This window comes from Streptomyces sp. ActVer (assembly GCF_027270795.1).
Classification (GTDB): Bacteria; Actinomycetota; Actinomycetes; order Streptomycetales; family Streptomycetaceae; genus Streptomyces; species Streptomyces umbrinus_A.
In genome coordinates, this window is record NZ_JAPWHT010000063.1 from 1 (window position 1) to 21,860 (window position 21,860).

The 21,860-nt window shown below is 68.2% G+C and carries 19 protein-coding genes and 3 pseudogenes; 15 read left to right on the top strand and 7 right to left on the bottom strand.

The genetic code is table 11. From position 1 onward, the window contains the following. Positions 1 to 258 (bottom strand): annotated as a pseudogene (locus O3Q52_RS13390) (beta-N-acetylglucosaminidase); the annotation flags it as partial. Positions 259 to 653: 395 nt separating this feature from the next. Here O3Q52_RS13390 and O3Q52_RS13395 point away from each other — a divergent pair. The 5 genes from O3Q52_RS13395 (at position 654) to O3Q52_RS13415 (ending at position 5,012) form a co-directional block, all read left to right on the top strand. Next, positions 654 to 1,178 carry a 2-oxo-4-hydroxy-4-carboxy-5-ureidoimidazoline decarboxylase gene (locus O3Q52_RS13395; RefSeq protein WP_332112902.1) on the top strand — a complete coding sequence of 175 codons (525 nt, stop codon included), beginning with the start codon at positions 654 to 656 and terminating at the stop codon, positions 1,176 to 1,178. Between the two features lie 403 nt (positions 1,179 to 1,581). Then, complete coding sequence (gene sdhC / locus O3Q52_RS13400) at positions 1,582 to 1,962, top strand: succinate dehydrogenase, cytochrome b556 subunit (protein ID WP_269648998.1); 381 nt, start codon at positions 1,582 to 1,584, stop codon at positions 1,960 to 1,962. 8 nt (positions 1,963 to 1,970) lie between these two features. Further along, positions 1,971 to 2,456 (top strand): succinate dehydrogenase hydrophobic membrane anchor subunit, encoded by a 486-nt coding sequence (locus O3Q52_RS13405; RefSeq protein ID WP_269648999.1) that lies wholly within the window; start codon positions 1,971 to 1,973, stop codon positions 2,454 to 2,456. 19 nt (positions 2,457 to 2,475) lie between these two features. Continuing rightward, positions 2,476 to 4,233 carry a succinate dehydrogenase flavoprotein subunit gene (gene sdhA / locus O3Q52_RS13410; RefSeq protein ID WP_055618603.1) on the top strand — a complete coding sequence of 586 codons (1,758 nt, stop codon included), beginning with the start codon at positions 2,476 to 2,478 and terminating at the stop codon, positions 4,231 to 4,233. Next, positions 4,233 to 5,012 carry a succinate dehydrogenase iron-sulfur subunit gene (locus O3Q52_RS13415; protein WP_269649000.1) on the top strand — a complete coding sequence of 260 codons (780 nt, stop codon included), beginning with the start codon at positions 4,233 to 4,235 and terminating at the stop codon, positions 5,010 to 5,012. Before sdhA ends, O3Q52_RS13415 begins: the two co-directional genes overlap by 1 nt. Before the next feature lie 474 nt (positions 5,013 to 5,486). Here O3Q52_RS13415 and O3Q52_RS13420 read toward each other — a convergent pair whose 3' ends face one another. Further along, a complete protein-coding gene (locus O3Q52_RS13420) occupies positions 5,487 to 5,981 on the bottom strand; it encodes an ATP-binding protein (RefSeq protein ID WP_269649001.1) in 495 nt (164 codons plus the stop codon). Positions 5,982 to 6,197: 216 nt separating this feature from the next. Here O3Q52_RS13420 and O3Q52_RS13425 point away from each other — a divergent pair, with 216 nt between their 5' ends. Both O3Q52_RS13425 and O3Q52_RS13430 read left to right on the top strand, forming a co-directional pair. After that, positions 6,198 to 7,049: a helix-turn-helix transcriptional regulator gene (locus O3Q52_RS13425; RefSeq protein ID WP_269649002.1), complete on the top strand. Its 852-nt coding sequence runs from the start codon at positions 6,198 to 6,200 to the stop codon at positions 7,047 to 7,049. Positions 7,050 to 7,059: 10 nt separating this feature from the next. Continuing rightward, positions 7,060 to 7,290, top strand: a complete 231-nt coding sequence (locus tag O3Q52_RS13430) for a DUF397 domain-containing protein (RefSeq protein ID WP_269649003.1) — start codon at positions 7,060 to 7,062, stop codon at positions 7,288 to 7,290. An 87-nt stretch (positions 7,291 to 7,377) separates the two neighbouring features. Here the strand turns inward: O3Q52_RS13430 and O3Q52_RS13435 are convergent, their stop codons facing one another. From O3Q52_RS13435 to O3Q52_RS13445, 3 genes and pseudogenes are all read right to left on the bottom strand, one after another. Then, positions 7,378 to 8,097 carry a hypothetical protein gene (locus O3Q52_RS13435; RefSeq protein WP_269649004.1) on the bottom strand — a complete coding sequence of 240 codons (720 nt, stop codon included), beginning with the start codon at positions 8,095 to 8,097 and terminating at the stop codon, positions 7,378 to 7,380. A 26-nt stretch (positions 8,098 to 8,123) separates the two neighbouring features. Next, entirely contained in the window at positions 8,124 to 8,888 is a 765-nt protein-coding gene (locus O3Q52_RS13440) for a hypothetical protein (RefSeq protein ID WP_269649005.1), read from the bottom strand. 74 nt (positions 8,889 to 8,962) lie between these two features. Further along, positions 8,963 to 11,674 (bottom strand): annotated as a pseudogene (locus O3Q52_RS13445) (RHS repeat-associated core domain-containing protein); the annotation flags it as partial. On the opposite strand from O3Q52_RS13445, the pseudogene O3Q52_RS13450 reads away from it, so the two are divergent. Further along, positions 11,665 to 13,512, top strand: a pseudogene (locus O3Q52_RS13450) (hypothetical protein); the annotation flags it as partial. The pseudogenes O3Q52_RS13445 and O3Q52_RS13450 sit on opposite strands and share 10 nt — an antisense overlap. A 197-nt stretch (positions 13,513 to 13,709) precedes the next feature. After that, the gene (locus O3Q52_RS13455) at positions 13,710 to 14,864 is read left to right on the top strand and encodes a serine hydrolase (protein ID WP_269649006.1); all 1,155 of its coding nucleotides are present in this window, start codon (positions 13,710 to 13,712) and stop codon (positions 14,862 to 14,864) included. Here O3Q52_RS13455 and O3Q52_RS13460 read toward each other — a convergent pair. Together O3Q52_RS13460 and O3Q52_RS13465 are read right to left on the bottom strand one after the other, a co-directional pair. Further along, positions 14,851 to 17,331 carry a DUF4132 domain-containing protein gene (locus O3Q52_RS13460; protein WP_269649007.1) on the bottom strand — a complete coding sequence of 827 codons (2,481 nt, stop codon included), beginning with the start codon at positions 17,329 to 17,331 and terminating at the stop codon, positions 14,851 to 14,853. The two genes, O3Q52_RS13455 and O3Q52_RS13460, sit on opposite strands and share 14 nt — an antisense overlap. 8 nt (positions 17,332 to 17,339) lie before the next feature. Beyond that, positions 17,340 to 17,732, bottom strand: coding sequence for a hypothetical protein (locus tag O3Q52_RS13465; RefSeq protein WP_266759415.1), 393 nt, complete (start codon positions 17,730 to 17,732; stop codon positions 17,340 to 17,342). Positions 17,733 to 18,044: 312 nt separating this feature from the next. Here O3Q52_RS13465 and O3Q52_RS13470 point away from each other — a divergent pair, with 312 nt between their 5' ends. The 6 genes from O3Q52_RS13470 to O3Q52_RS13495 all read left to right on the top strand — a co-directional run bounded on the left by O3Q52_RS13470 (position 18,045) and on the right by O3Q52_RS13495 (position 21,857). Further along, the gene (locus O3Q52_RS13470; RefSeq protein WP_269649008.1) at positions 18,045 to 19,343 is read left to right on the top strand and encodes an RNA-guided endonuclease TnpB family protein; all 1,299 of its coding nucleotides are present in this window, start codon (positions 18,045 to 18,047) and stop codon (positions 19,341 to 19,343) included. Further along, positions 19,340 to 19,519: a hypothetical protein gene (locus O3Q52_RS13475; protein ID WP_269649009.1), complete on the top strand. Its 180-nt coding sequence runs from the start codon at positions 19,340 to 19,342 to the stop codon at positions 19,517 to 19,519. The genes O3Q52_RS13470 and O3Q52_RS13475 overlap by 4 nt, the downstream gene beginning before the upstream one ends. Positions 19,520 to 19,544: 25 nt before the next feature. Further along, entirely contained in the window at positions 19,545 to 19,955 is a 411-nt protein-coding gene (locus O3Q52_RS13480) for a VOC family protein (RefSeq protein ID WP_269649010.1), read from the top strand. 189 nt (positions 19,956 to 20,144) lie between these two features. Further along, complete coding sequence (locus O3Q52_RS13485; RefSeq protein WP_189837261.1) at positions 20,145 to 20,552, top strand: hypothetical protein; 408 nt, start codon at positions 20,145 to 20,147, stop codon at positions 20,550 to 20,552. Positions 20,553 to 20,557: 5 nt separating this feature from the next. After that, complete coding sequence (locus O3Q52_RS13490) at positions 20,558 to 21,070, top strand: thiol-disulfide oxidoreductase DCC family protein (RefSeq protein WP_269649019.1); 513 nt, start codon at positions 20,558 to 20,560, stop codon at positions 21,068 to 21,070. A gap of 10 nt (positions 21,071 to 21,080) precedes the next feature. After that, a complete protein-coding gene (locus tag O3Q52_RS13495) occupies positions 21,081 to 21,857 on the top strand; it encodes a TetR/AcrR family transcriptional regulator (protein ID WP_269649011.1) in 777 nt (258 codons plus the stop codon). The last annotated feature ends 3 nt before the right edge of the window (positions 21,858 to 21,860 follow it).

A 21,860-nucleotide genomic window follows, 5' to 3' on the forward strand; every position in this document is an offset into this window, starting at 1 on the left:
CCAGCCGGGCCCGCGCGCCGGGGTGTGCTCCCGTACGGCCGGGATGGTCCGAGGAGTCTTCGACAGCGGATACGTCCGACTGGGTGACGGAGTGGGCGACGAGGACGGTGTCGGCGCCAGGGCGGTTCTCCCGCCGGAGGGCCGCTGGGACGAGGGCGCGCCGGAGTCACCGCTCGGCCAGAGCCCGACGGTCAGCGCGGCACCCACCGCGACCGCCACGCCCGCGCCGACCAGCAGAGTCCTCCTGCCGCCCGGCACGGACCGCGAAGCCCTGCGCCCACGCCCGTTCACCACAGACCACTCACCCTCCTGCGATCACTCTCGTACCTGTACCTTCACTGTGAACCTAGGCCCCGTCACCCGGGGCCGCCGTCCACCGCCCGTTCTTAAACTCTCTCTTACGGGTGATATTCGGGCATCCGTCGGACAGGTCGCGTCACACCTCGATAGCGTGATGACACATCTCTCACTTGACCCCCTGCCGAACCACCGCGTGGCGCCCATCCGAGCGTCACCGAACCGCCGAGGAACCCACGCTGCCCGCGCACCGTCCTTCCCGCCTCCCCGGCCAGGCCGTCGCCATTCCGGACCCGTCCGAACCGCCCGAGCCGACCGGCCAGTCGAAGCACTCGGAGCCTTCGAGGCCCTCGGAACTGCCGGGGCAGACCCGCTCGGCGCCGGATCCCACCGGACCCCGTCCCAGCGGCCTGGACCGGTTCAACGGCATGCCCGCCGACGAGGCCGAGCGCGCCCTCCTCGCCTGCTGCGGCAGCCACCACTGGGCCCGCCGCGTCGCCGCCCACCGCCCGTACCCCGACCTGGAGTCCCTGCTGGCGGCGGCCGACGAGGCGGCGTACGACCTGACCCCCGGCGATCTCGCCGAGGCCCTGGCCTGCGAATCCCTCACGCTCCTCCCGGAAGGCGCGTACTCCGCGGCCCACACCGCCCTGAGCGCCGCCCACGCCGCCTACGAGAGCCGTTTCGGCCACGTCTTCGTCATCTGCCTGGACGACACGGCCCCCGAGGAGTCCCTCGACCAGGTCCTGGCCGGAATCCGATCACGATTGGCAAACGATCCCGACGAGGAACGAGTCCTGACGGCAGAAGAACTCCGCCGCCTGGCAAGGGGCCGCCTCACCAGGTCTTTCAGGCCTGCGGGCAACTGCGCGGTCTCTTAGTGACACTTTCAGGGGCACGGGGACGCAGTCTTTTCAGGGGCACGGGGAACTGCGCAATCTTTTAGGGGCGCGGGGAACGGCGCAATCCTTTAGGGGCGCGGGGAACGGCGCAATCCTTTAGGGGCGCGGGGAACGGCGCAATCCTTTAGGGGCGCGAGGAACTGCGCGACCGGCCACCACGAACCCGCACCCGGCAAACCACACAAACCCCCCACCCCCCACCCCGCCCGTAATAGCCCGTACGAGCCTGTTTGACTGCCAGTTCGATCACATCCCCAGGCCCGCCGTAAACGTTCCGACAACACGTCGCTACGATGGCCAGGGCCGGTGGACCGTACCCGGCCGGGCCCGACCGACACAGAAGCCGGCGCGGCCCCAATCCCCGCTCCCGGAGGGTTCTTCCGTGCCGGCTGGAACGCTGTACCGCGGCCGGGAAGGAATGTGGTCATGGGTGGCTCATCGAGTCACCGGCGTCCTCATCTTCTTCTTCCTGTTCGTACACGTGCTGGACACCGCTCTTGTCCGTGTCTCCCCCGAGGACTACGACAAGGTCGTAGCCACCTACAAGACGCCGATCGTCGCGCTGCTGGAGTACGGCCTCGTCGCCGCCGTCCTCTTCCACGCGCTCAACGGCCTGCGTGTGATCGCCGTCGACTTCTGGTCGAAGGGCCCGCGCTACCAGAAGCAGATGCTCTGGACCGTGGTCGGCATCTGGGTCGTGCTGATGGTCGGGGCCCTGTACCCCGTACTCGGCCACGCCACTCGTGAAGTCTTCGGGAGCTGACGCCAACAATGTCCACCACTGAGAAGACCGCCGCCTCCGGCATCGGCCCCGTCGAGGGCGCGTCCCTCTACGGCGTCGACAACCCGGCGCCCCTGATCGAGGCCCCGCGCCAGCGGACGAAGAAGACCCCGAAGTCCACCCGTGGCAACTTCGAGATGGCCGCATGGCTGTTCATGCGTCTGTCCGGCATCGTTCTCGTCGTCCTCGTCATCGGCCACCTGCTGATCCAGCTCGTCCTCGACGGCGGCGTCTCCAAGATCGGCTTCGCCTTCGTGGCGGGCCGCTGGGCGTCCCCGTTCTGGCAGACGTGGGACCTGCTGATGCTGTGGCTGGCGATGCTGCACGGCGCCAACGGCCTGCGCACGGTCATCAACGACTACGCGGAGCGCGCGAACACCCGGCTGTGGCTCAAGGGCCTGCTCTACACGGCCACGGTGTTCACCATCCTGCTGGGCACGCTGGTGATCTTCACCTTCGACCCGAACATCCGCTAGATCCGGGGCTACGAGAATCATGAAGATCCACAAGTACGACACAGTCATCGTCGGCGCGGGCGGCGCCGGCATGCGCGCCGCGATCGAAGCGACGAAGCGCAGCCGTACCGCCGTGCTCACGAAGCTCTACCCCACCCGCTCCCACACGGGCGCCGCGCAGGGCGGCATGGCCGCCGCGCTGGCCAACGTGGAGGAGGACAACTGGGAGTGGCACACCTTCGACACGGTCAAGGGCGGTGACTACCTGGTCGACCAGGACGCCGCCGAGATCCTGGCGAAGGAGGCCATCGACGCGGTCCTCGACCTGGAGAAGATGGGCCTGCCGTTCAACCGCACGCCGGACGGCACCATCGACCAGCGCCGCTTCGGCGGTCACAGCCGCAACCACGGCGAGGCCCCGGTCCGCCGGTCCTGCTACGCGGCCGACCGCACCGGCCACATGATCCTCCAGACGCTGTACCAGAACTGCGTGAAGGAGGGCGTGGAGTTCTTCAACGAGTTCTACGTCCTCGACCAGCTGATCGTCGAGATCGACGGCGTCAAGCACTCGGCCGGTGTCGTCGCGTACGAACTGGCGACCGGTGAGATCCACGTCTTCCAGGCGAAGGCCGTGATCTACGCGTCCGGCGGCACCGGCAAGTTCTTCAAGGTGACGTCGAACGCGCACACGCTGACCGGTGACGGACAGGCCGCGGTCTACCGTCGCGGACTGCCGCTGGAGGACATGGAGTTCTTCCAGTTCCACCCGACCGGCATCTGGCGCATGGGCATCCTGCTGACGGAGGGCGCCCGCGGTGAGGGAGGCATCCTCCGCAACAAGGACGGCGAGCGCTTCATGGAGAAGTACGCGCCGGTCATGAAGGACCTCGCGTCCCGCGACGTCGTGTCCCGCTCCATCTACACGGAGATCCGTGAGGGCCGCGGCTGCGGTCCCGAGGCCGACCACGTCTACCTCGACCTCACGCACCTCCCGCCGGAGCAGCTGGACGCCAAGCTGCCCGACATCACGGAGTTCGCCCGTACGTACCTGGGCATCGAGCCGTACACGGACCCGATCCCGATCCAGCCCACCGCGCACTACGCGATGGGCGGCATCCCGACGAACGTCGAGGGTGAGGTCCTCTCGGACAACACCACGGTCGTCCCGGGCCTGTACGCGGCCGGCGAGGTCGCCTGCGTGTCCGTCCACGGCGCGAACCGCCTGGGCACGAACTCCCTCCTGGACATCAACGTGTTCGGGCGCCGTTCGGGCATCGCCGCGGCGGAGTACTCCTCGAAGGTGGCCGCGCACGTCGAGCTGCCCGAGGACCCGGCCTCGCTGGTCGTCGAGCAGATCGAGCGACTGCGGTCGTCGACGGGCAACGAGCGCGTGGCGGACATCCGCCGCGAGCTGCAGGAGACCATGGACGCCAACGTCATGGTGTTCCGCACCGAGCAGACGATCAAGACGGCCGTGGAGAAGCTCGCGGAGCTGCGCGAGCGCTACAAGAACGTCTCGATCCAGGACAAGGGCAAGCGGTTCAACACCGACCTGCTGGAGGCCGTCGAGCTCGGCAACCTCCTGGACCTGGCCGAGGTCATGGCGGTCTCCGCCCTCGCCCGCAAGGAGTCCCGCGGCGGTCACTACCGTGAGGACTACCCGAACCGCGACGACGTCAACTTCATGCGCCACACCATGGCGTACCGCGAGGTCGGCGACGACGGCACCGAGTCCATCCGTCTCGACTACAAGCCGGTCGTCCAGACCCGCTACCAGCCGATGGAGCGTAAGTACTGATGGCTACCCCCACCCTGGACAAGGCGGACGCGGCCGGCACCCCCGAGCCCGGTTTCGCCGACTCCCCGTACATCACGGCCACCTTCCGCATCCGCCGCTTCAACTCCGAGGTCTCGGCGGAAGCGGTCTGGGAAGACTTCCAGCTGGAGATCGACCCGAAGGAGCGTGTCCTGGATGCGCTGCACAAGATCAAGTGGGATCTGGACGGCACGCTGACGTTCCGCCGCTCCTGCGCACACGGCATCTGCGGCTCGGACGCGATGCGGATCAACGGCAGGAACCGCCTCGCCTGCAAGACGCTGATCAAGGACCTCAACCCCGAGAAGCCCATCACGGTCGAGCCCATCAAGGGCCTGACGGTCCTGAAGGACCTGGTCGTGGACATGGAGCCGTTCTTCCAGGCGTACCGCGACGTCATGCCCTTCCTCATCACGAAGGACACGAACGAGCCGACCCGGGAACGCCTCCAGACGGCGGAGGACCGCGAGCGCTTCGACGACACGACGAAGTGCATCCTCTGCGCGGCCTGCACCTCCTCCTGCCCGGTCTTCTGGAACGACGGCCAGTACTTCGGCCCGGCCGCGATCGTCAACGCGCACCGTTTCATCTTCGACTCGCGTGACGAGGCGGGCGAGCAGCGCCTGGAGATCCTGAACGACAAGGACGGCGTCTGGCGCTGCCGCACGACGTTCAACTGCACGGACGCCTGCCCCCGAGGCATCGAGGTCACCAAGGCGATCCAGGAAGTGAAGAGGGCGCTGATCACGCGCCGCTTCTGACCTTCGCGGCCGCACCACGACCGCACGTTGACGAAGGCCCTGCCTTCCGGACTTCCGATGCTGTTGGCGAGTCCCGTCAGATCCCCGGCAAGTGGGTTGTGAGTCCCAGCGACACGCCGTAAACCCGGCGTGTCGCTGGGACTCTCGCGACAATTGCCTCGCCCTACGGATTCGCCAACGGCATCCGGCCTTCCGCTTCCGGGGGCGGGGCCCTTTTCGTGGAACGGTCGGTCGGACTCCACCCTCTGGGCGATCCTCACCCCGCAGGACAGGGTGGCCCCCAGCGCACGGTACCGCCCGAGGCACGGTCGTCTGAGGCAGGAGCGGCCCGTACCCCGGTATGCGAGCGGTGCCTTCGCCGCCTGGTCTGAGGGGGGCCTGCGCCGGGTCCTGGGTGTGTACTCCCTCAACCCGACGGGGTGGTCCTCGGAACTTCCCCGTACGTCATGCGGATGGCGAACGCGGCGTTCCGACTCACGCAGGGTCCGCGTGCGTGCCCGGCCCTTGTGCGTCCGGGGTGATCCACTCCGCCCACACCTCCTTGCCTCCGGTCGTGCGCCGCCCGTTGACGAGGAGGTAGTGCCCCCAGTCGTCGGCACACCCGCGCATGAGCCAGAGCCCGCGGCCATGCTCCTTCCCGGTATCGGGGGCCTGCCCCGGCCCCAGCCGTTCGGAGGGCATGTACAGGCTGCTGTCCCACACGCTGAGCCTCAGACGGCCGCCCGTTCGCATGATCCGCACGGACACGGGATCCCGCGTACAGACAAGGGAGTTGGTGACCAGCTCAGAGGCGACGAGTTCGACGTTGTCGAGGACGGCGTCCCGGACGCGGTGGCGGGTGAGCACGGCTCGCACGTGGGCTCGCACGATGCCGGGGCCGAGGGGAGTTCGGGGGATACGGAGGACGTACTCCCAGTCGGCGTCGAGCGGGGAGCAGTCGGCGAGGTCTTTCAGGGCGAGTTCGGTCATGGCCGTAACTCCTCGTTGAGGTACGGGGGTTGGATGGGGGGGCGGGTGGCGCGGGCGGTGGCTCTGCCGCTGGCCTGCGTGCGGGCATGGCGGTGCACTTCCGTGAAGTCCGTCACCACGGTGGGTAGTTGGTACGCCACTGAAGGTAGAGGATCGGGAGTAGGGTTACTACTATCTACGTCAAACCATTACCCCTAAGGGTGAGAGGGCTTCGGCATGCCACCAAGATCAGCAGCGACCGTACGGCAACAGCGCATCGGTGCTGAACTGCGCAAACTTAGGGAACGGGCGGGGCTGACCGCACGCGAGGCGGGGGAGTTGCTGAGCGTCAACGCGGCACGCATCAGCTCCATCGAAGCCGGGCGTTTCGGTGTCAGCATCGACCGCGTTCGCATGTTCGCCCACAGTTACGGCTGTTCGGACGAGCCGTATATCGAGGCGCTCTCAGCCATGACTGCGAGTCGGGGGCGCAACTGGTGGGAGGAGTACCGCGAGTCCCTGCCCTCGGGGCTGCTCGACCTGTCCGAACTGGAGCACCACGCGACAGCGATCCGTACGGCTCAGATCGCCCACATCCCCGGCCTGTTCCAGACGGTCGACTACGCACGCCTCGTCTTCAGGCAGTCCATCCCCAAACTGTCTCCGCCCGAGGTCGAGTACCGCGTCACCCATCGCATCAAGCGTCAGGGCATCCTCTTCGCGGACAGCCCGACCTCGTACACCGCGATCATTCACGAGGCCGCCCTGCGAATGAGGTTCGGCGGTCGGGACGTGACGCGTGAACAGTTGGAGCACATCGTCGAGATGAGCGAACGGGACCACGTCACCGTCCTGGTGATCCCCTACGAGGCCGGCATCTTCCCCGGCGCCGGACAGACCGTCCTGTACGCCGAAGGACCTGTCCCCCAACTGGACACCGTGCAACTCGACGCCGAACATGGGTCCGTATTCCTCCACGCGGACTTCCAGTTGGAGAACTACCGCACGTTCATGTCCCACTTCGAAGCGGTCGCCCTCAAGGAATCCGCGTCGCGAGACCTGATCCACGAGATCATCGCCAACCTGTGAAAGGCCCCAAGTGCCTACCCTCCACTGGCAGAAGTCGACCTACAGCAGCGAGGGGAACAACTGCGTCGAACTCGCCACCGCCCCCGACGGAACGATCCGCCTCCGCGAATCCGACGACCCGACGACCACGCTCACCCTTCAGCCCGCGGGCCTCCACTCACTCCTGGCTGTGACCCGCCGGGAGATAGCCGATCGCCCTGGAGGCAGCCTCATCCCGCCGATGTCACTCAGAAATCCCTAGCTTGCCGATCTTGTCCAGCTGATCCCTGACGATGGCATCCGGAACACTGGCCGGGCTCTTGCCCAATGGCCCTCTCGAGTGCGTGGGTCACGTGTTGTAGTTGAGGTTCACCAACACTGCGTCCAAGGGCAGTTCGTCGATGTGCGTGTTGAAGAACTCGACGTACTCGTCGTGCGGCATGGAATCCGAGGAGATCCACTCGCCATCGAGGGTCAGCAGGTCGTCGTGGACGAGGCTCTCGTCGGCCTTGCGGCGCACGTAGCGGTCTCGTCCGACACCGAAGTCCCCCACCGCCCTCTGCCCGAAGCGGGCCTGCAGGTCGGGGTCGTCCAACACCGCGCGCATCACGGGCTGGGCCGCGTACCGGTGCCAGGCGGGTCCTGCGTGTAGGTACGTTGCTTCCGGCTCCTCGGCAATGAGGTCGTCCAAACTGCGGGCCGGAGGAAATCCCGAGGAGAACCCCTCCCATTCACACCACAGCGCATCCGCATCCGCGGCCGCCTGGGACCTCTGCCCGTGGATGTCCAGCAGCCGTACGGGACCGCCGGAACAGCGGCCCGGCGGGCTGACGTAGACCCCGTCCTGGCGCGTCTCATATTCCCGGATCAGAAGCGGATCGTCCTCGAAGCCCGGCTTGATCCAGAATTGCTGGCCTGTGGAGCCCAACCACCACGCATACCACTCGCCGGGCGGCAGGTCCTCCCCCTCGCCGTTGTGGTCGTAGGGAGCGATGGCGTCGGCGATCGCCTGCCGCACCGCCCCAGGCTCAAGGGGCGGCAGACACACGGTCAGTATCAACCTGGCCAAGAAGATTCCCTTTCATCGCGATACGGCTACATCTCATGCGATTGGCAGTCACCGACCGCCATCGGCACGCAGCCGCCGTTGCCGATCGTATTCCACTCCTTGGCGAACTGGTAAAGGGCGAAGAGTTCACCGAAGACGCCCGCCCCGTTGAGGAATTTCCCCCCAGCGCTGCCGTTGGGCGTACGAGGAGCGGCCGGGGCCGTACCGGTCCCACCCCGGCCGACCTGCTCGCCCGGGGTGATCCGGATGGTTCCGCCGCTGACCCTGCGCACCAGCGGGGCTTGCCTCATTGTGTCGAAATGGGAGTCGGGGTGGATGATGCACACGTTGCCATGGTTAGCGAAGCGGTCCCTCATTTCGCTGGCCTGGTCAAAGTCCTTGGCAACGAAGACGACGTTTTCCGACTGCGCCTTCCTGCCCATCGCATCCATCTTGTTCCTGACCGTGGTTTCGGCACCGGCGAGATTTCCGGCCGAGCGGGTGCTCTCGGTCGCATCCCAAGTCTCGACATTGACGATCTGACCGTTCTTCCAGGTCACCTTGACATAGTCGGCTGTCGCCCCTGTGATGCGCACGTTGCCGTTCTTGTCGGCATAGGTGCGGGGCTCGGCCTGGCCAGCGCCGTCGTCCTGCCACAGGTACATGGATCCTGTCCGGGTCTTGTTGTCGTAGTACTTCCCAGCGAGTTCGAGGTCCTCGTTCATGTATTTGAAAGCCAGCTTCTCGGAGGCGTTGTCCTGCGGGGCGCCGATCACATGCGGCTTCCCTCCCCCGTCGTAGATGGTGCGCACACCCCTGACGGTCACGTCCGTGTTCGGCTTCGGCGTGGGCTTGGGGCCGGGCCCCCAGGAATCAGGATGGGGAAGAGGCCGGACGGGTCGCTGCTACTGACCGGGCTGTTCCTGCCGTAGACGTACCCATTCATCTGCAGCGGATCGGAAAGGTCGACCACCGGATCGGCCGACAGGAAGCGGCCCGATGCCTGGTCGTACTCGCGGGCGCCGAGATGCGTGAGGCCGGTGGCCGCGTCGTCGATGCCGACGCCGAGGTAGCTGCGTTTGTCGGGCCACGACGACGGCTTGGTACCGCGGATCTCACCGTACGGCTTGAAGGCGCGGCGGGTGACTGGCTGGCCGCTGGCCAGCTCCACCGACGTGGTCCCCGTGCCGATGTGGTCGGCGAGCAGCACATTCAGCTTGTGGCCCGTCGTCGCGCCGTCTGCCGTGGTGCGGACCACGGTCGGCGCGCCAGTCTGGGCGTAGACACGTGAGGCCTTGGTGACGGCGCCCGAGGCGTTCGTCGTCAACTCGGTCTCACCGAGGTACAAGGTCGGCCCCGAGGGCGAGTTCTCCAGAATGCGCTTGCCCTCGGCGTCGTAGACGTACGTCGTCTTCGTACCGTCGTCGGTGATGGTGTCCAGCTTGTTGTCGGACGTCCAGGTCAGGTCCTGGGTGGTGTTGGACAGGTCCCGGACCTGAGTGTTACCAGCCGCGTCGTAGCTGTAACTGCCGCCCTTCCCGGATGGGTTGGAGCTGATCCACTTCATGGTGTGCGGCTGCTGGGCCCCGTAGCCGGACGTGAGGGTGACGTTCTTCGACGCGTCCGCCGTGTCGTGTTCGGTCAGCGTGGCGCGGTTGCCGACCCAGCTGTAGGTGAAGGACTGGTGGTAGGCAGTGGCGCTGGCGGAGACCGAGGCCGCGCCCGGGGCGGCCGCCGCCAGGGTCGACGTCAGCGACGCGTCCGGGCTGGTGGTGTCGGCCGCCGCGTCCGGGGCATCGGCCACCGGACCCGAAGAAGTCTCGTAGTCGGTGCGGTAGCCCCAGCTCGTGCCGTTGGACGCCGTGCAGCCGGTGCCGTTGCCCGTCGGCGTCACCTTCGACGTCCAGGCATTGACCAGCTCGCCCATCGCGTCGTACGTGAAGCACTGGTTGTCCCACGTCGCGCGCGAAGCCTCCGACAGCTTGCGGGCGTTGGAGGTCATGGTGCCCGAGGCATCGTAGGAGTAGTAGCTGTCCGTGATGCGGTGCGGGGCGGCGGTCTCGCGGTCGGCGACCGTCCTCTGGAGGCGGCCGGTGCGCGGGTCGACGAAGTTCGTCGTCCAAACCCGGTGGGGCTGGGATCCGGAGACCGTGCGCAGGACCTCGCCGAACGGCGAGTAGGTGGCGTCCGCGGTGTACCAGGACTGTCCGGAGGTGGACTCCGTCAGGCCGTCGCCGTTGTAGCGGGTGACGACCTTCTCCTTGGCCAGGCCGCCCACGGCGGGAAGCGTCGCCGTCAGCGGCTTCCCCGTGACGGGAGTGTAGGTGTACGCGTACGTGTACGTGCCGGCGAGGCCCGTCGTCATGGTGTTGGCGGGAATCACCGTCTCCCTGCCGGTGGGCCGGTAGTCGGTGTCGTAGCCTGTGACCTTGCTGACGTAGTCGCCGCCCGCGGTGTGCCGGATCGAGGAGACCGGATGTCCGAGCGCGCCAGGCAGGGTGTCGTAGGTGAACTCCTTGGCCGGGGTGGCCGTTTCGGAGCCCTCCTGGACCTTGGTGATCCGCCCCAGGACGTCGTACTCCGTGTAGAGAGTGAGCTGCCGGGAGTTGGTCACCTTGTTCGGGCGGCCCGCGGCGTCGTACCAGGTCTTCGTCTCACCCGTGTCCGGGTCCGTCGAGGTGGTGACGCGGCCGCGGGCGTCGTACGTGTACGACCAGTTGTTGCCCGCGGGGTCGGTGACGCTGCTGCGGTTGCCTCGGGTGTCGTACGCGTAGGTGGTCGAGCGCCCCGCACTACTCGAGGCGTCGTCCCGGCTGTAGTGGTACACCGACGTGACCCGACCCAGCGCGTCGGTGTAGGTCTTGGTCCGCGGGGCGGTCGAACCGGCCGGGTCCACGTACGTGCTGGTGTCGGTGTACGTCGTGTATGTCGCGTACCGGTAGTCGCCGTCCATGTAGGTCGACAGACGGATCGGTCGCTCCAGACCGTCGTAGCGGGACTTCGTCCAGCTCGGGATCAGGGACTTAGACCTAGGGGCGAACAGTTCGGCGGCCGGTTGGCCCTTGGCGAGGTACCCGCTGGTCTGCTCGTCGACGAGGCCGTGGTCGTTGTACGTCGTGTCGGTGATGATCCGGCCAGGGCCGTGGGCCTCGCTCTGGGTCTGGACCGGGCGCATCAGACCGTCGTAGATCGTGACTGCCGTGGTGTATGTGCCGTCGTCCTTCAGCGTCTTGGTGGTGACCGCGGTCGGGCGGGTCTCTTCGGAGGTGGCGACGGCGTTGCGGTAGTCGATCTGGACATTCGGGGTCGAACTCGCCGGCCGCGACGCGGACCAGCCCTTCACCAAGCGGCCGAGGGCGTCGTACTGAGTACGTGCCACGCGCCCGTTGGCGTCGGTGACCGTGAGCGCGAGGCTGCGGCCGGGGTCGAAAGTCGTGGTGGTGGCGTGGCCCTTGGCGTTGATCGACTTGATCTCGGTGACCGGTCCGCCGCCATCGCCGGGCGTGTACTGGGTTTCGGAGGTGCCCTCGCCGGGCCGGGTGACCGTGCGGATCCGGCCCAAGGGGTCGTAGGTCGTGTCGGTCACGCGGCTACAAGTCCGGCTGCCGGGACGCGTACGAGACCTTCGACGTGAAGAAGGCCGCGCAGAAGCGGGCCGACAAAGGTGAGGACACCATCACGTTCGGCCTGCGAGCCCGCGACGAGAACTCGCAGTACGCGTGGAAGAAGTTCCGGGCCAACGGGGACAACGCTCCTGTCCTGGAGCTCGTCTACAACCGCAAGCCGACTGTCGACTCCAAGTCGCTCGACCTCGGCCCCGAGGGGAAGTGCACCACCACCGAGCCGTACGTCCGGATGGGTTCGGGCAATCTGACCTTCACCGCCCGGGCGTCCGACAAGGACAAGAACCTCGACTACCTCGACTTCGACCTGTGGGCAAAGGGCAAGTGGGACACCACCGGTGATCTACTGAAATCCACCGGAAAAGTCTCCGTCGGCGGCGACAAGGACACCGCTCTGCGCACCACCAGCGGCTTCTCCACCAGCACCCTCACCAACGGCACCACCTACTCCTGGCGGGTGCGAGCCGTCGACGACGCCAACGCCACCTCCGGCTACAGCCCAGCCAAGACACCGTGCCGCTTCGTCCTCGACACCGCCGCGCCCAAACCGCCAAAGGTCAGCTCCACCGACTTCCCGAACGCGGACGGCAGCGAGAACGGTTTCGGCAACGACGGCGAGGATGCCAACTGGAGCACCCTCAAGTTCGGCACCGCGGGCTCCTTCACCGTTCGCGCCCTCAACACCGACGTGGTTCGCTACGAGTACGGCTTCAACTCGGCCTCCTACACCGGCTCGCTCACACGTACGTCCGGAACGGCCACCACCGTCAGCGCCACCATCGGCAACGCCAAACCGCCGACCGCCGGCCCCAACGTGCTGTACGTCAGGACCGTGGACGGCGCAGGCAACGTCTCGCAGCCGACGAAGTACTTCTTCTACGTCACACCCCGCGACCAGGCCGACGCCCCCGGCGACTTCACGGGCGACAAGCTCGCCGACCTGATGGTCGTCACCGAGGGCGGAAACCTCTCCCTCTACCCCTCGCAGGCCACCAGCGACCTCACCAAGGGATCCGGCGACCTGGACTACTCGATGTCCGGCGCCTACCGCGCCAACCCGGAGAAGGACCCGAACGGGGACGACCTGCCGCCCTTCGTGGCCGCGCCCTCCGAACACTTCAAGGGCGCGCTGATCACCCACAACGGCGACATCTACGGCGGCGACGGGCTTCAGGACCTCATCGTCCGCGTCGAAGGCAAGCTGTGGGTCTACCCGGGCGACGGCTACGGCGCCGTCAACGTCGACAAGCGCCGCGAGATCCTGCTGCCCGACGGAGCTCCCAGCCCGGCAAGCCTCACCCAGATCGTGTCCGCCGGCGACGGCCGGACCGACTTCTTCGCCACCGTCGGCGACGAGTTGTGGGCCTTCACCGGCTACCACGGAGCCACCACCGACCAGGCGATGCGCCTGGCCGCCTCGACATGGACCGAGCGCGACCTGGTCACCGCCCAGGACATCAGCGGAGACGGCATCACCGACATCGTCTACCGCACTGATGTCTCCGAGCGCCTGTTGCTGCGCAAGGGAATCGCCGCGAGCGGCGGCGGGGTAAACATGGACTCTCTGAAATCCGGCGCCGCCTCTTCAGGGGGCGCCGACACCGAGTACGGCGCAGCCGGCTGGTCCAGCGCCAACATCCCGCTTCTGATCGGAACCCCGGACGCCAACGGAGACTCCATCCCCGACATCTGGACCGTACGCTCCGACGGCTCGGTCCGCTTCTACGCAGGCGGCAAAACCGTCCTCTCAGGATCCGGCACAGAGATCATCGCCCCCGCAAGCTACTGGAAGACCCGCGTCGCCATCGGATGACGACTCTCAGGAGAACGGCCGTCGCATTCTCAGGCGCGGCGGTCGTGCTGCTCGCAATACCCCACCGCCCCCGACGGAGCCACTGGACCATCGCGGAGGCCTCGAACTCGGGCAGGGACCGGCTCAGGGTGAGGTCAGGGTCGTGTCCGGGATCTTCCCGATGGAAGGGAGGGATGTGCGGCGCGAGGCTGGTGTGCATGGCGAACTTAGGTGAGTACAAGAGGCGTTGGAGGACGGTGGCGGCTGCCGGGGCTGTGGCGGCCGTGCTGGTGGTGGGGACCGTGCCGGCTGTGGCCGCGGATCCCGGGCACGGGGTGGTCCGTGGTGACCGGGGGCTCGACAAGAGTGACCGGGGGCTCGACAAGGAGGCGCTCCGGGCGGCCCTCGCCGGGCTGCCCGATGAGAACGTGACGGGTGGGCTGATCCGGATGTCCGGCACGGACGGCCGCTGGACGGGTACGGCCGGTCCGTCCGTGCCGGCCGCCGACGCGCATTTCAGGATCGGCAGTGTCACCAAGATCTTCACGTCGACCGTGCTGCTCCAACTGGCCGCCGAGGGACGGCTGACCCTGGACGACACGGTGCAGGAGTTGGTGCCGGGTCTTCTGCCGGCCGGCTACTACCCCGTCACCGTGGGCCAGTTGCTCAGCCACACCAGCGGCCTGCAGATCATGACCTGCGCCACGGAGGACATGTCACCGCGCGAGGCCGTCGACGCCTCCCTGGCCTGCGGAGAGCCGACGGAACCGGGCAGGGCCACCCGGTACAACGGCATCAACTACTTCATCGCGGGCCTGATCATCGAGCAGGTGACTGGCCATACGTACGGCTCCGAGGTCCGCACCCGCATCCTCACCCCTCTCCGGCTTCGCGACACGTACGTCCCGGCCCTGGACGACTGGTCTATCCCGGCGCCCTATACGCGCGGACTGGTGGCTGTGCCGGGATCCGGCGAGCTCAAGGACGTGAGCGTCCAGAACCCGTACAGCTGGGCGGAGGGCGGCATGATCTCCAACGCCCCCGACCTGGCACGCTTCTTCACGGCCCTGTACCGCGGCCGTCTCCTCCCGCCGGCCCAGCAGAAGGACCTGTTCCGGATGCCCGCCGCGGCGTCCGGCGACTCGCAGTTCAGCTACGGCGGGCTCCAGCGCACCGAGTTCCCGGACGGCACGGTCGTCTGGGGCAAGAGCGGGCACGTCCCGGGCTACACGAGCGGCGTCTTCGCCACCCGCGACCTCCGCCGCCTCCTGGTCTACGCCCTCAACCCGACGGACCGGTCCCCGGAACTGCCGTACGTCCTGCGGATAGCGGGGGCGGCGTTCGACGTCCCGGTACCGGCTACAGCTGGCTGAGGATCGTCGGGTCCGTGATCTCCGTGTCCTTGGCCAGCATCATCGCCTTGCTGAGGATGACGGCGAGGGTTCGGTCTCCCTCGTACGGCAAGTAGCCGGTCTGGGGAGACGTCGGCGCGGACTTCGGGACTATGCACAGGTACTGGTCGTTCGGGGTCATCAGGATGTTGCCCGAGCCGAGGTGGATCTTGTACGTGTGGCGCTCGCCCTTCACATGGAGGAAGCGGCCCTCCAGGGTGCAGCGGTCGGCTATCGCGAGCCGGGGGATCAGGCGGTCCAGGAGGGCCCGGCGGGTCTCGGCGCTCTGGTTGAGCTCGCCGAAGCTGTAGCCCGACCAGTACTCCTGGAAGCGGCCGCCCGGGCCGCCGTCCTGCCAGGTCGGGTCGTTGCCGACGCTCGCGACGCCCACGAACAGGTCGACGTCGCGCAGGACTTCGGAGAGGGCGAGGGGTGGGATCTCGGTGAGGGGCAGGGGTTCGACCGGGTCCTGCCCGTCCCGCAGCCACATGCTGTACTCGGCGCCGTAGCAGTGGGCCGAGTTCTCCGGGGCGTCGATCGGGTAGAAGCGGACCTGGTCGGTGCGCAGCCGCAGGTAGCTGCCGGACTCCGTGGTGTCCTCGCCGTACTCCTCTCCGTCGCCCTCGATCCAGTACTCGGCGCGCAGGCCCCACTGGGGCAGCTCCCGGGTGGCCGGCGGGGCCGAGTCGTCGACGCACAGCCGGAGCTTGTTGCGCCAACCCCTGATCGCGGCCAGCGAGTTGAACTGGTGCTGCCGCAGCACGTGCGCCGCGAAGCGGTTCGAGTACGTGCCCGTGGCGCGCTCGGCGTCGGTGAGCAGGTACACCTCGCGGTGGGCCTGCTTGAACGGCTGGGTGATCTCGTGCCGCTCCAGCCAGTCGCGCCAGGCGACGATCTCGGCCGGTTCGCGGCCTACGGGGTGCCAGAGCTCGACCTCCGAACCCGCAGTCTCCGAACCCGTGGCCACCGGATCGTCGGTGAGCGTGCGCAGCTCGCCGTCGGCGAAGCCGACCGGTCTGCCGTCGACCGTCCACAGGAGACGTCGGGCGAGGGTGCCGACCAGCGGGTGGTCGATGTAGCGCTCGCGCCAGGTGTCGTACGCCCAGGTGCGCCGGGCCAGGAACTGGCGGTCGAGCCGCTCCGCCTGCGCCGAGAGCATTTTGTCGATGTCCTTGGCGGCGGCCTTGAGCTCCTTGAACTCGTCGGCGTGATCCCGCTTCACGGCGGCGGGCACGCTCTTGACCTCCTTGCCTGCCGCGTTGCGCCAGGCGAGCACGGACTTGGTGCCGTGGACCTCGATGAGGGCGGTGACGTCCCCGAGTTGGTGCAGGGCACGCCCCACCTCGGTGAGCCCGTACGCCGGGACGGCGAGCTCCTCGATCTCCTCCCGGCTCAGGCCGAGAGCGGTGGCGCGCGCCTCCAGCGCCACGTCGAGCAGCTTCGCCGTGTTCTTGTACGTCACCCGCGTGGCCAGGCGGGCCAGTTCGGCGAGGGCGGCCTCGCTGTCGACGCGGGAGAGCGCGATGACGCCCGCGTTGGCGACCTTCGGGTTGCGCGGGCCCATTCCGGCGACCTTCTTGAGGGAGGTCTCGACGAGCGCGCCCAGTGCCCGGGCCGTGTCGGGGTGCGGCGGGAGGAGGGACAGCAGCCAGGCGAGTCCGCGCAGGGCGTTGGCGTTGTAGGGGTCGTAGGCGTTGTTGATGTCCGGCTCGTAGCTCTGGCGTTCCAGCGGGATGGTGCGCGGGCGGCCGACGAGGGCGAGCCAGGACAACGTGGTCTCCCTGACCCGGTCCACTCCGATGCTGTCGATGAGGGCCTGGGCCTGCTTGTCCCACTTGGCGCTCGGCTTGGAGGCGGTGGCCGTGAGGGCGTGGCGGAGCAATGCCTGCCAGGGGTCGTCGTCCGAGCCGGTGAGCTGCTCCATGGCCTGGTCGGCCCATGCCTCGCCGACGTTGAGGACAGGGGTGGTGAGCTTCTTGACCAACTCCACGAGGTGCTCCGAGCGGTAGGCGACCAGGGCCGTACGGCGGAAGACGGCCACGACGGAGGGCGCGAGCTGTCGGCCGGTCGCGAGCTCCGCCTCCGCCAGGAGGTCGAGGCGCGTGGCGTGCCAGAAGGAGTTCCGGGCACCGAGCGTTTCGAGCTCCGCCAGCCGCTCGGTGGGAAGGAAGAAGTCGTCGGGCAGGTCACGGGCGATGATGCCGAGCAGCGTCAGCACCTTCTGCCGGGTCTCCGGCTCCGTGCCGAGCGAGCGGAAGCGCTCGATGAGCGCGTGGGCGAGCCGGCGACGCTCGTCCACGGGCAGGTTGCGCAGGGTGTCGAAGAGCTCGCACCATTCGTCACCCCAGAAGCCGTGGTTGGAGACAGCGGCCTTCAGCACCTCGTCGGCGAGTCTGCCCATGTTCCCCGCGTCGATCTGATTGCGGATCTTCTGCGTGTGCGATCGCATCGACGCCATCAGCCACCCACCAGCGCGACGAGCTTCAGGAACGTGACCTCGGTGCCGAGCTTCAGCTCGATCTCCTCGTCGAGGTCGGTGAACTGCCGGTCCCCCACCAGCACCAGGAACCCGTTCCCCGCGAAGGCCTTGAGCGCCAGCTCGGTCTGGACCTCGGGGTCTATCCGCCGGGGCGTCCGCAACGCGTACCCGTTCAGCACCCGCTCGGTGTCCTTGGGCTGCACGAGTCCCTGGAACACCTCCGGCGTACGCGCGTTGAACTCGGCGACCTCCTGGAAGACCCGCCGCCGGATCAACTCGCGCAGTGCGAGCCGCTCCTCGGCGATCTCCAGCCCCCAGCCCGCACCGCGGTCCCCGCTTGTCGTCTCGTCGACGAACGTCACCATTCCCATGCCGTCGACAGTACGAGGCACCACTGACAATCAGTCACCGCGGGGCGATGAACCGGCGGCGGGGACCCGGTTTCAGGGCCCCGCCGCACGGCATCCGTATCGTCCGCGCCACTTGCGGCGGCGGCGCAGCGCGGGGTCCGTCAACGCCCGCTACTCGACGAAGTAGTTGTCGGCCCGGTTCATTGCGGAGCACAGCGGAAGCGTCCCGGCGGAGCCGGGAAACGCTCCACCCGGGCCGCCGGATCGTTACGGCAGATCCGGGTTCGGCCGATCCGGCATGGAGTGTCGGTGGTGGGTGTTAGCGTCCGGATCATGCAGCTTCGGTATGCCTTCCGACTCGACCCGGGTCGGGGCCAGCGCGCTGCGCTGGCCCGGGCGTTCGGGTGCGCGCGGGTGGTGTACAACGACGCGGTTGCCGCCCGGGAGCGGGCTCGGCGGGAGGGCGCCCCGTATCCGGGCGCGGCCGTTTTGTCGACGATGCTGGTCACTCAGGCGAAGAGCACGCCGGAGCGGGCTTGGCTGGCCGAGGTGTCGGCGGTGGTATTGCAGCAGGCGCTGCGTGATGTCGAGCGTGCCTACACCAACTTCTTCGCCTCCCTCAAGGGCGCCCGCAAGGGGGCGCGGGTTGGGGCACCGCGTTTCAAGTCGAAGCGGGATGCCCGGCAGGCGATCCGGTTCACCGCCAATGCGCGCTGGAGGATCACCGGGGCGGGGCGGCTGCTCCTGCCGAAGGTCGGCGAGGTGAGGGTGCGCTGGTCACGCACCCTGCCGTCGGTCCCGTCCAGTGTGACCGTCGTCCGGGACGCGGCGGGCCGGTACTTCGCCTCGTTCGTGATCGAAACCGACCCGGACGCGGACCTGGCGCGGATGCCCGATGCCGAGGACCTGCCGAGTGTCGGCATCGACCTGGGGCTGACACATTTCGCAGTCCTGTCCGACGGGACGAAGATCGACAGCCCGCGGTTTCTGCGCCGGGCCGAGAAGAAACTGAAGAAGACCCAGCGGGAGCTGTCCCGCAAGCAGAAGGGCAGCAGGAATCGGGAGAAGGCCCGCCTGAAGGTGGCCCGGACGCACGTCCAGGTGACCGATGCCCGCCGCGAGTTCCATCACCAGTTGTCCACCCGGCTGATCCGCGAGAACCAAGGGATCGGCGTGGAGGACCTGGCGGTCAAGGGGCTCGCGCGCACCCGGCTCGGCAAGGCGGTCCACGACGCCGGATGGGCCTCCTTCCTGGCGATGCTGGAGTACAAAGCGCAGCGGTACGGGCGCACCTTCGTGAAGGTCGGCCGGTTCGAGCCCACCAGCCAGGTGTGCTCGGCGTGCGGCATCAAGGACGGGCCCAAACCTCTGCATGTACGCACCTGGACGTGCAGCGCGTGCGGCACCGTCCACGACCGCGACCACAACGCCGCGATCAACGTCAAGCAGGCCGCCGGACTGGCGGTGACAGCCTGTCGAGCGCAGGTGAGACCAGAACCCACGGTTCTGGCACAGCGCGAAGAAGCAGGAAGCCACGGAGTCCGGTCCGGTGCTGTGCCGCTACGCGGCACAGCACCGGACCGGAAGGCCAGAATCTCCCTGCTTCAGCTGGGAGAGCAAGTCAAGGCGTGAAGCACATCATCCACCCGGTGGCGGGCGAGATGTGGCTGCACTACGAGTCGCTGCCGCTGCCCTCCGATCCCGGCCAGACCCTGGTCACGTTCACGGCGGAGCCCGGCTCTCCGACGGAGAAGGCGCTGCGGCTGCTCGCCACGCGCGCGACGCCGCAGCCGGTTCCCTCGCCCTGAGCGGACGGCGACCTATTCTGACGGTATGTCAGATGACGAGTCGTACGAACTGCTCGGTTTCGACAACGTGCTGCTGCCCGTCGGGAACCTCGACGAGGCGCTGGGCTTCTACGGGCGGGCCGGATTCCCGGTGGCCTTCCGCCTGGACGAGGCCGGGATCGCCCTGCTGAAGGTCGGGAACGAGACTCCGGGCGTGCTGCTGCGCGTGGACGAGGAACTCGGACAGCGGCCGCCGTCCTGGCCGGCGTGCCGCGTGTGGCTGGAGGTGCGGGACGCGCGGGTGACGGCTCGGGCGCTGACCGCGGCCGGGATCCAGCCCCTGGACGAGCCCTTCCCGGTGGCCACCGGCTGGACCGTCGAGATCGCCGACCCCTGGGGCAACGTCATCGGCTTCACGGACTACGGCAAGCGTCCGGAGCTGGCGCGCACCGGCTGAGCCCCGGCCCCCAGCACCGACCGAGCGCACCCCAGCCCCCCAGGGCTCCTCCCCCACCCCCTCGCGGCCTGAGCCGCACGTCACACACGCATGCCCAGCAACTGACTTGAACACGTTCAAAAACACGTCTACATTCTTCCTCGACAGCGCGTTTTGAACGCGTTCAAGAAGTCGGGAAGGGGTGGGGACATGGACCTCACGGTCGTCGCGTATGTCATCTATCTGCTGGTCAGCGTGGCGCTGACGATCTGGGTGGCACGGACGCTCAGCCAGAACGGGCGGATCTTTCTGGCGGATGTGCTGCACGGGAACGAGAAGCTCGCGGACGCCGTCAACCACCTGCTGGTGGTGGGCTTCTACCTGGTGAACCTGGGCTTCGTGGCCCTCTATCTGAGCCAGGACGAGGAGATCGCCGACGCCCGCGGGGTGTTCGAGGCCCTGTCGACGAAGATCGGCGTGGTGCTCCTGGTGCTCGGCGCCATGCACCTGGGCAACGTCTACGTGCTCAACAAGATCCGGCGCCGGGGCATCATGGAGCGCGAGCAGCAGCCGCCCGTGCCGCCGCAGGACTGGGTCGCCCCGGCGGTCGGGGCGTGACCGCGATGGCCACCGCCGCCACCCCGGACCGGGACGCCGCGCGCGTCCCGGTCCGCGGGCTCACCGTCCTGTACGACGCGCAGTGCTCGCTCTGCGGCTTCCTGCGCGACTGGCTCGTACGGCAGCGCCAGTTGGTTCCCTTGGACCTGGTTCCTGCCGGCTCGGAGGCCGCCATGCGGCGCTTCCCGGGGCTCGACCACGCGGTGACGCTCGACGAGATCACCGTGATCGGCGATTCGGGCCAGGTCTACCGGGGCACCGCCGCCTGGATCGTCACCCTGTGGGCGCTCGCCGAGTACCGCCCGACGGCCCACCGGTTCAGCACCCCGGCCGGGGCGCGGCTCGCTCGCGGCGCGGTCCTCGCCGCCGCCAAGTGGCGTGAGGGTCAGTGGGCACGCAGGCACGGCGCCTGGGGCGGAGGCGCGTACTACGGGGCCGACGGATGGCAGTACTCGCCGGCCACGGGGTGGACCTACAACGCACCCGCCTGCGACAGCGACACCTGCGCGCCTCGTTAGGCTCTGTCCCGTGCCAGCAGCGAAAGACAGTGCCAGTCGTCCGGACGGCCCCGCGGAGCCGGAGGGTCCCGCCCGGCCGTCCCGTACGCCCGCCAAGAGCGAGCAGACCCGGGCCCTGATCCTGGAGACGGCGATGCGCCTGTTCCAGGAGCGGGGCTACGAGAAGACGACGATGCGGGCCATCGCCAAGGAGGCAGGGGTCTCCGTAGGCAACGCGTACTACTACTTCGCCGGCAAGGAGCACCTGATCCAGGGGTTCTACGACCGGCTCGCCGCCGAGCACAGGGTGGCGGTCCGCGAAGTCCTGGACCAGGAGAAGGACCTGGAGGCGCGGATCGCCGGGGTGCTGAAGGCGTGGCTGGACGTGGCGACGCCGTACCACGAGTTCGCGGTGCAGTTCTTCAAGAACGCCGCCGATCCGGACAGCCCGCTCAGCCCGTTCTCCGCCGAGTCGGAGCACGCGCGCGTGGAGGCCATCGCGGTCTGCCGCGAGGTGCTGGCGGGCTCCAAGGCGAAGATCCCCGAGGAACTGCGGGAGGTGCTCCCCGAGTTGCTGTGGCTCTCCCAGATGGGTCTCGTCCTGTACTGGGTCTTCGACCGCACGGAGGGCCGCGAGCGCAGTTACCGGCTCGCCGAACGAGGTGCCCGGCTCACCTCGCTCGGCGTCTCGCTGGCCCGCTTCCGGGTGCTGCGGCCCCTGGTCCGCGAGGTGCACGGGCTGTTCACGGACTTCCTGCCGGGGATGACGAACGCACTGCCCGACCCCGCCAGGAAGTCCGCGGAATAGCGC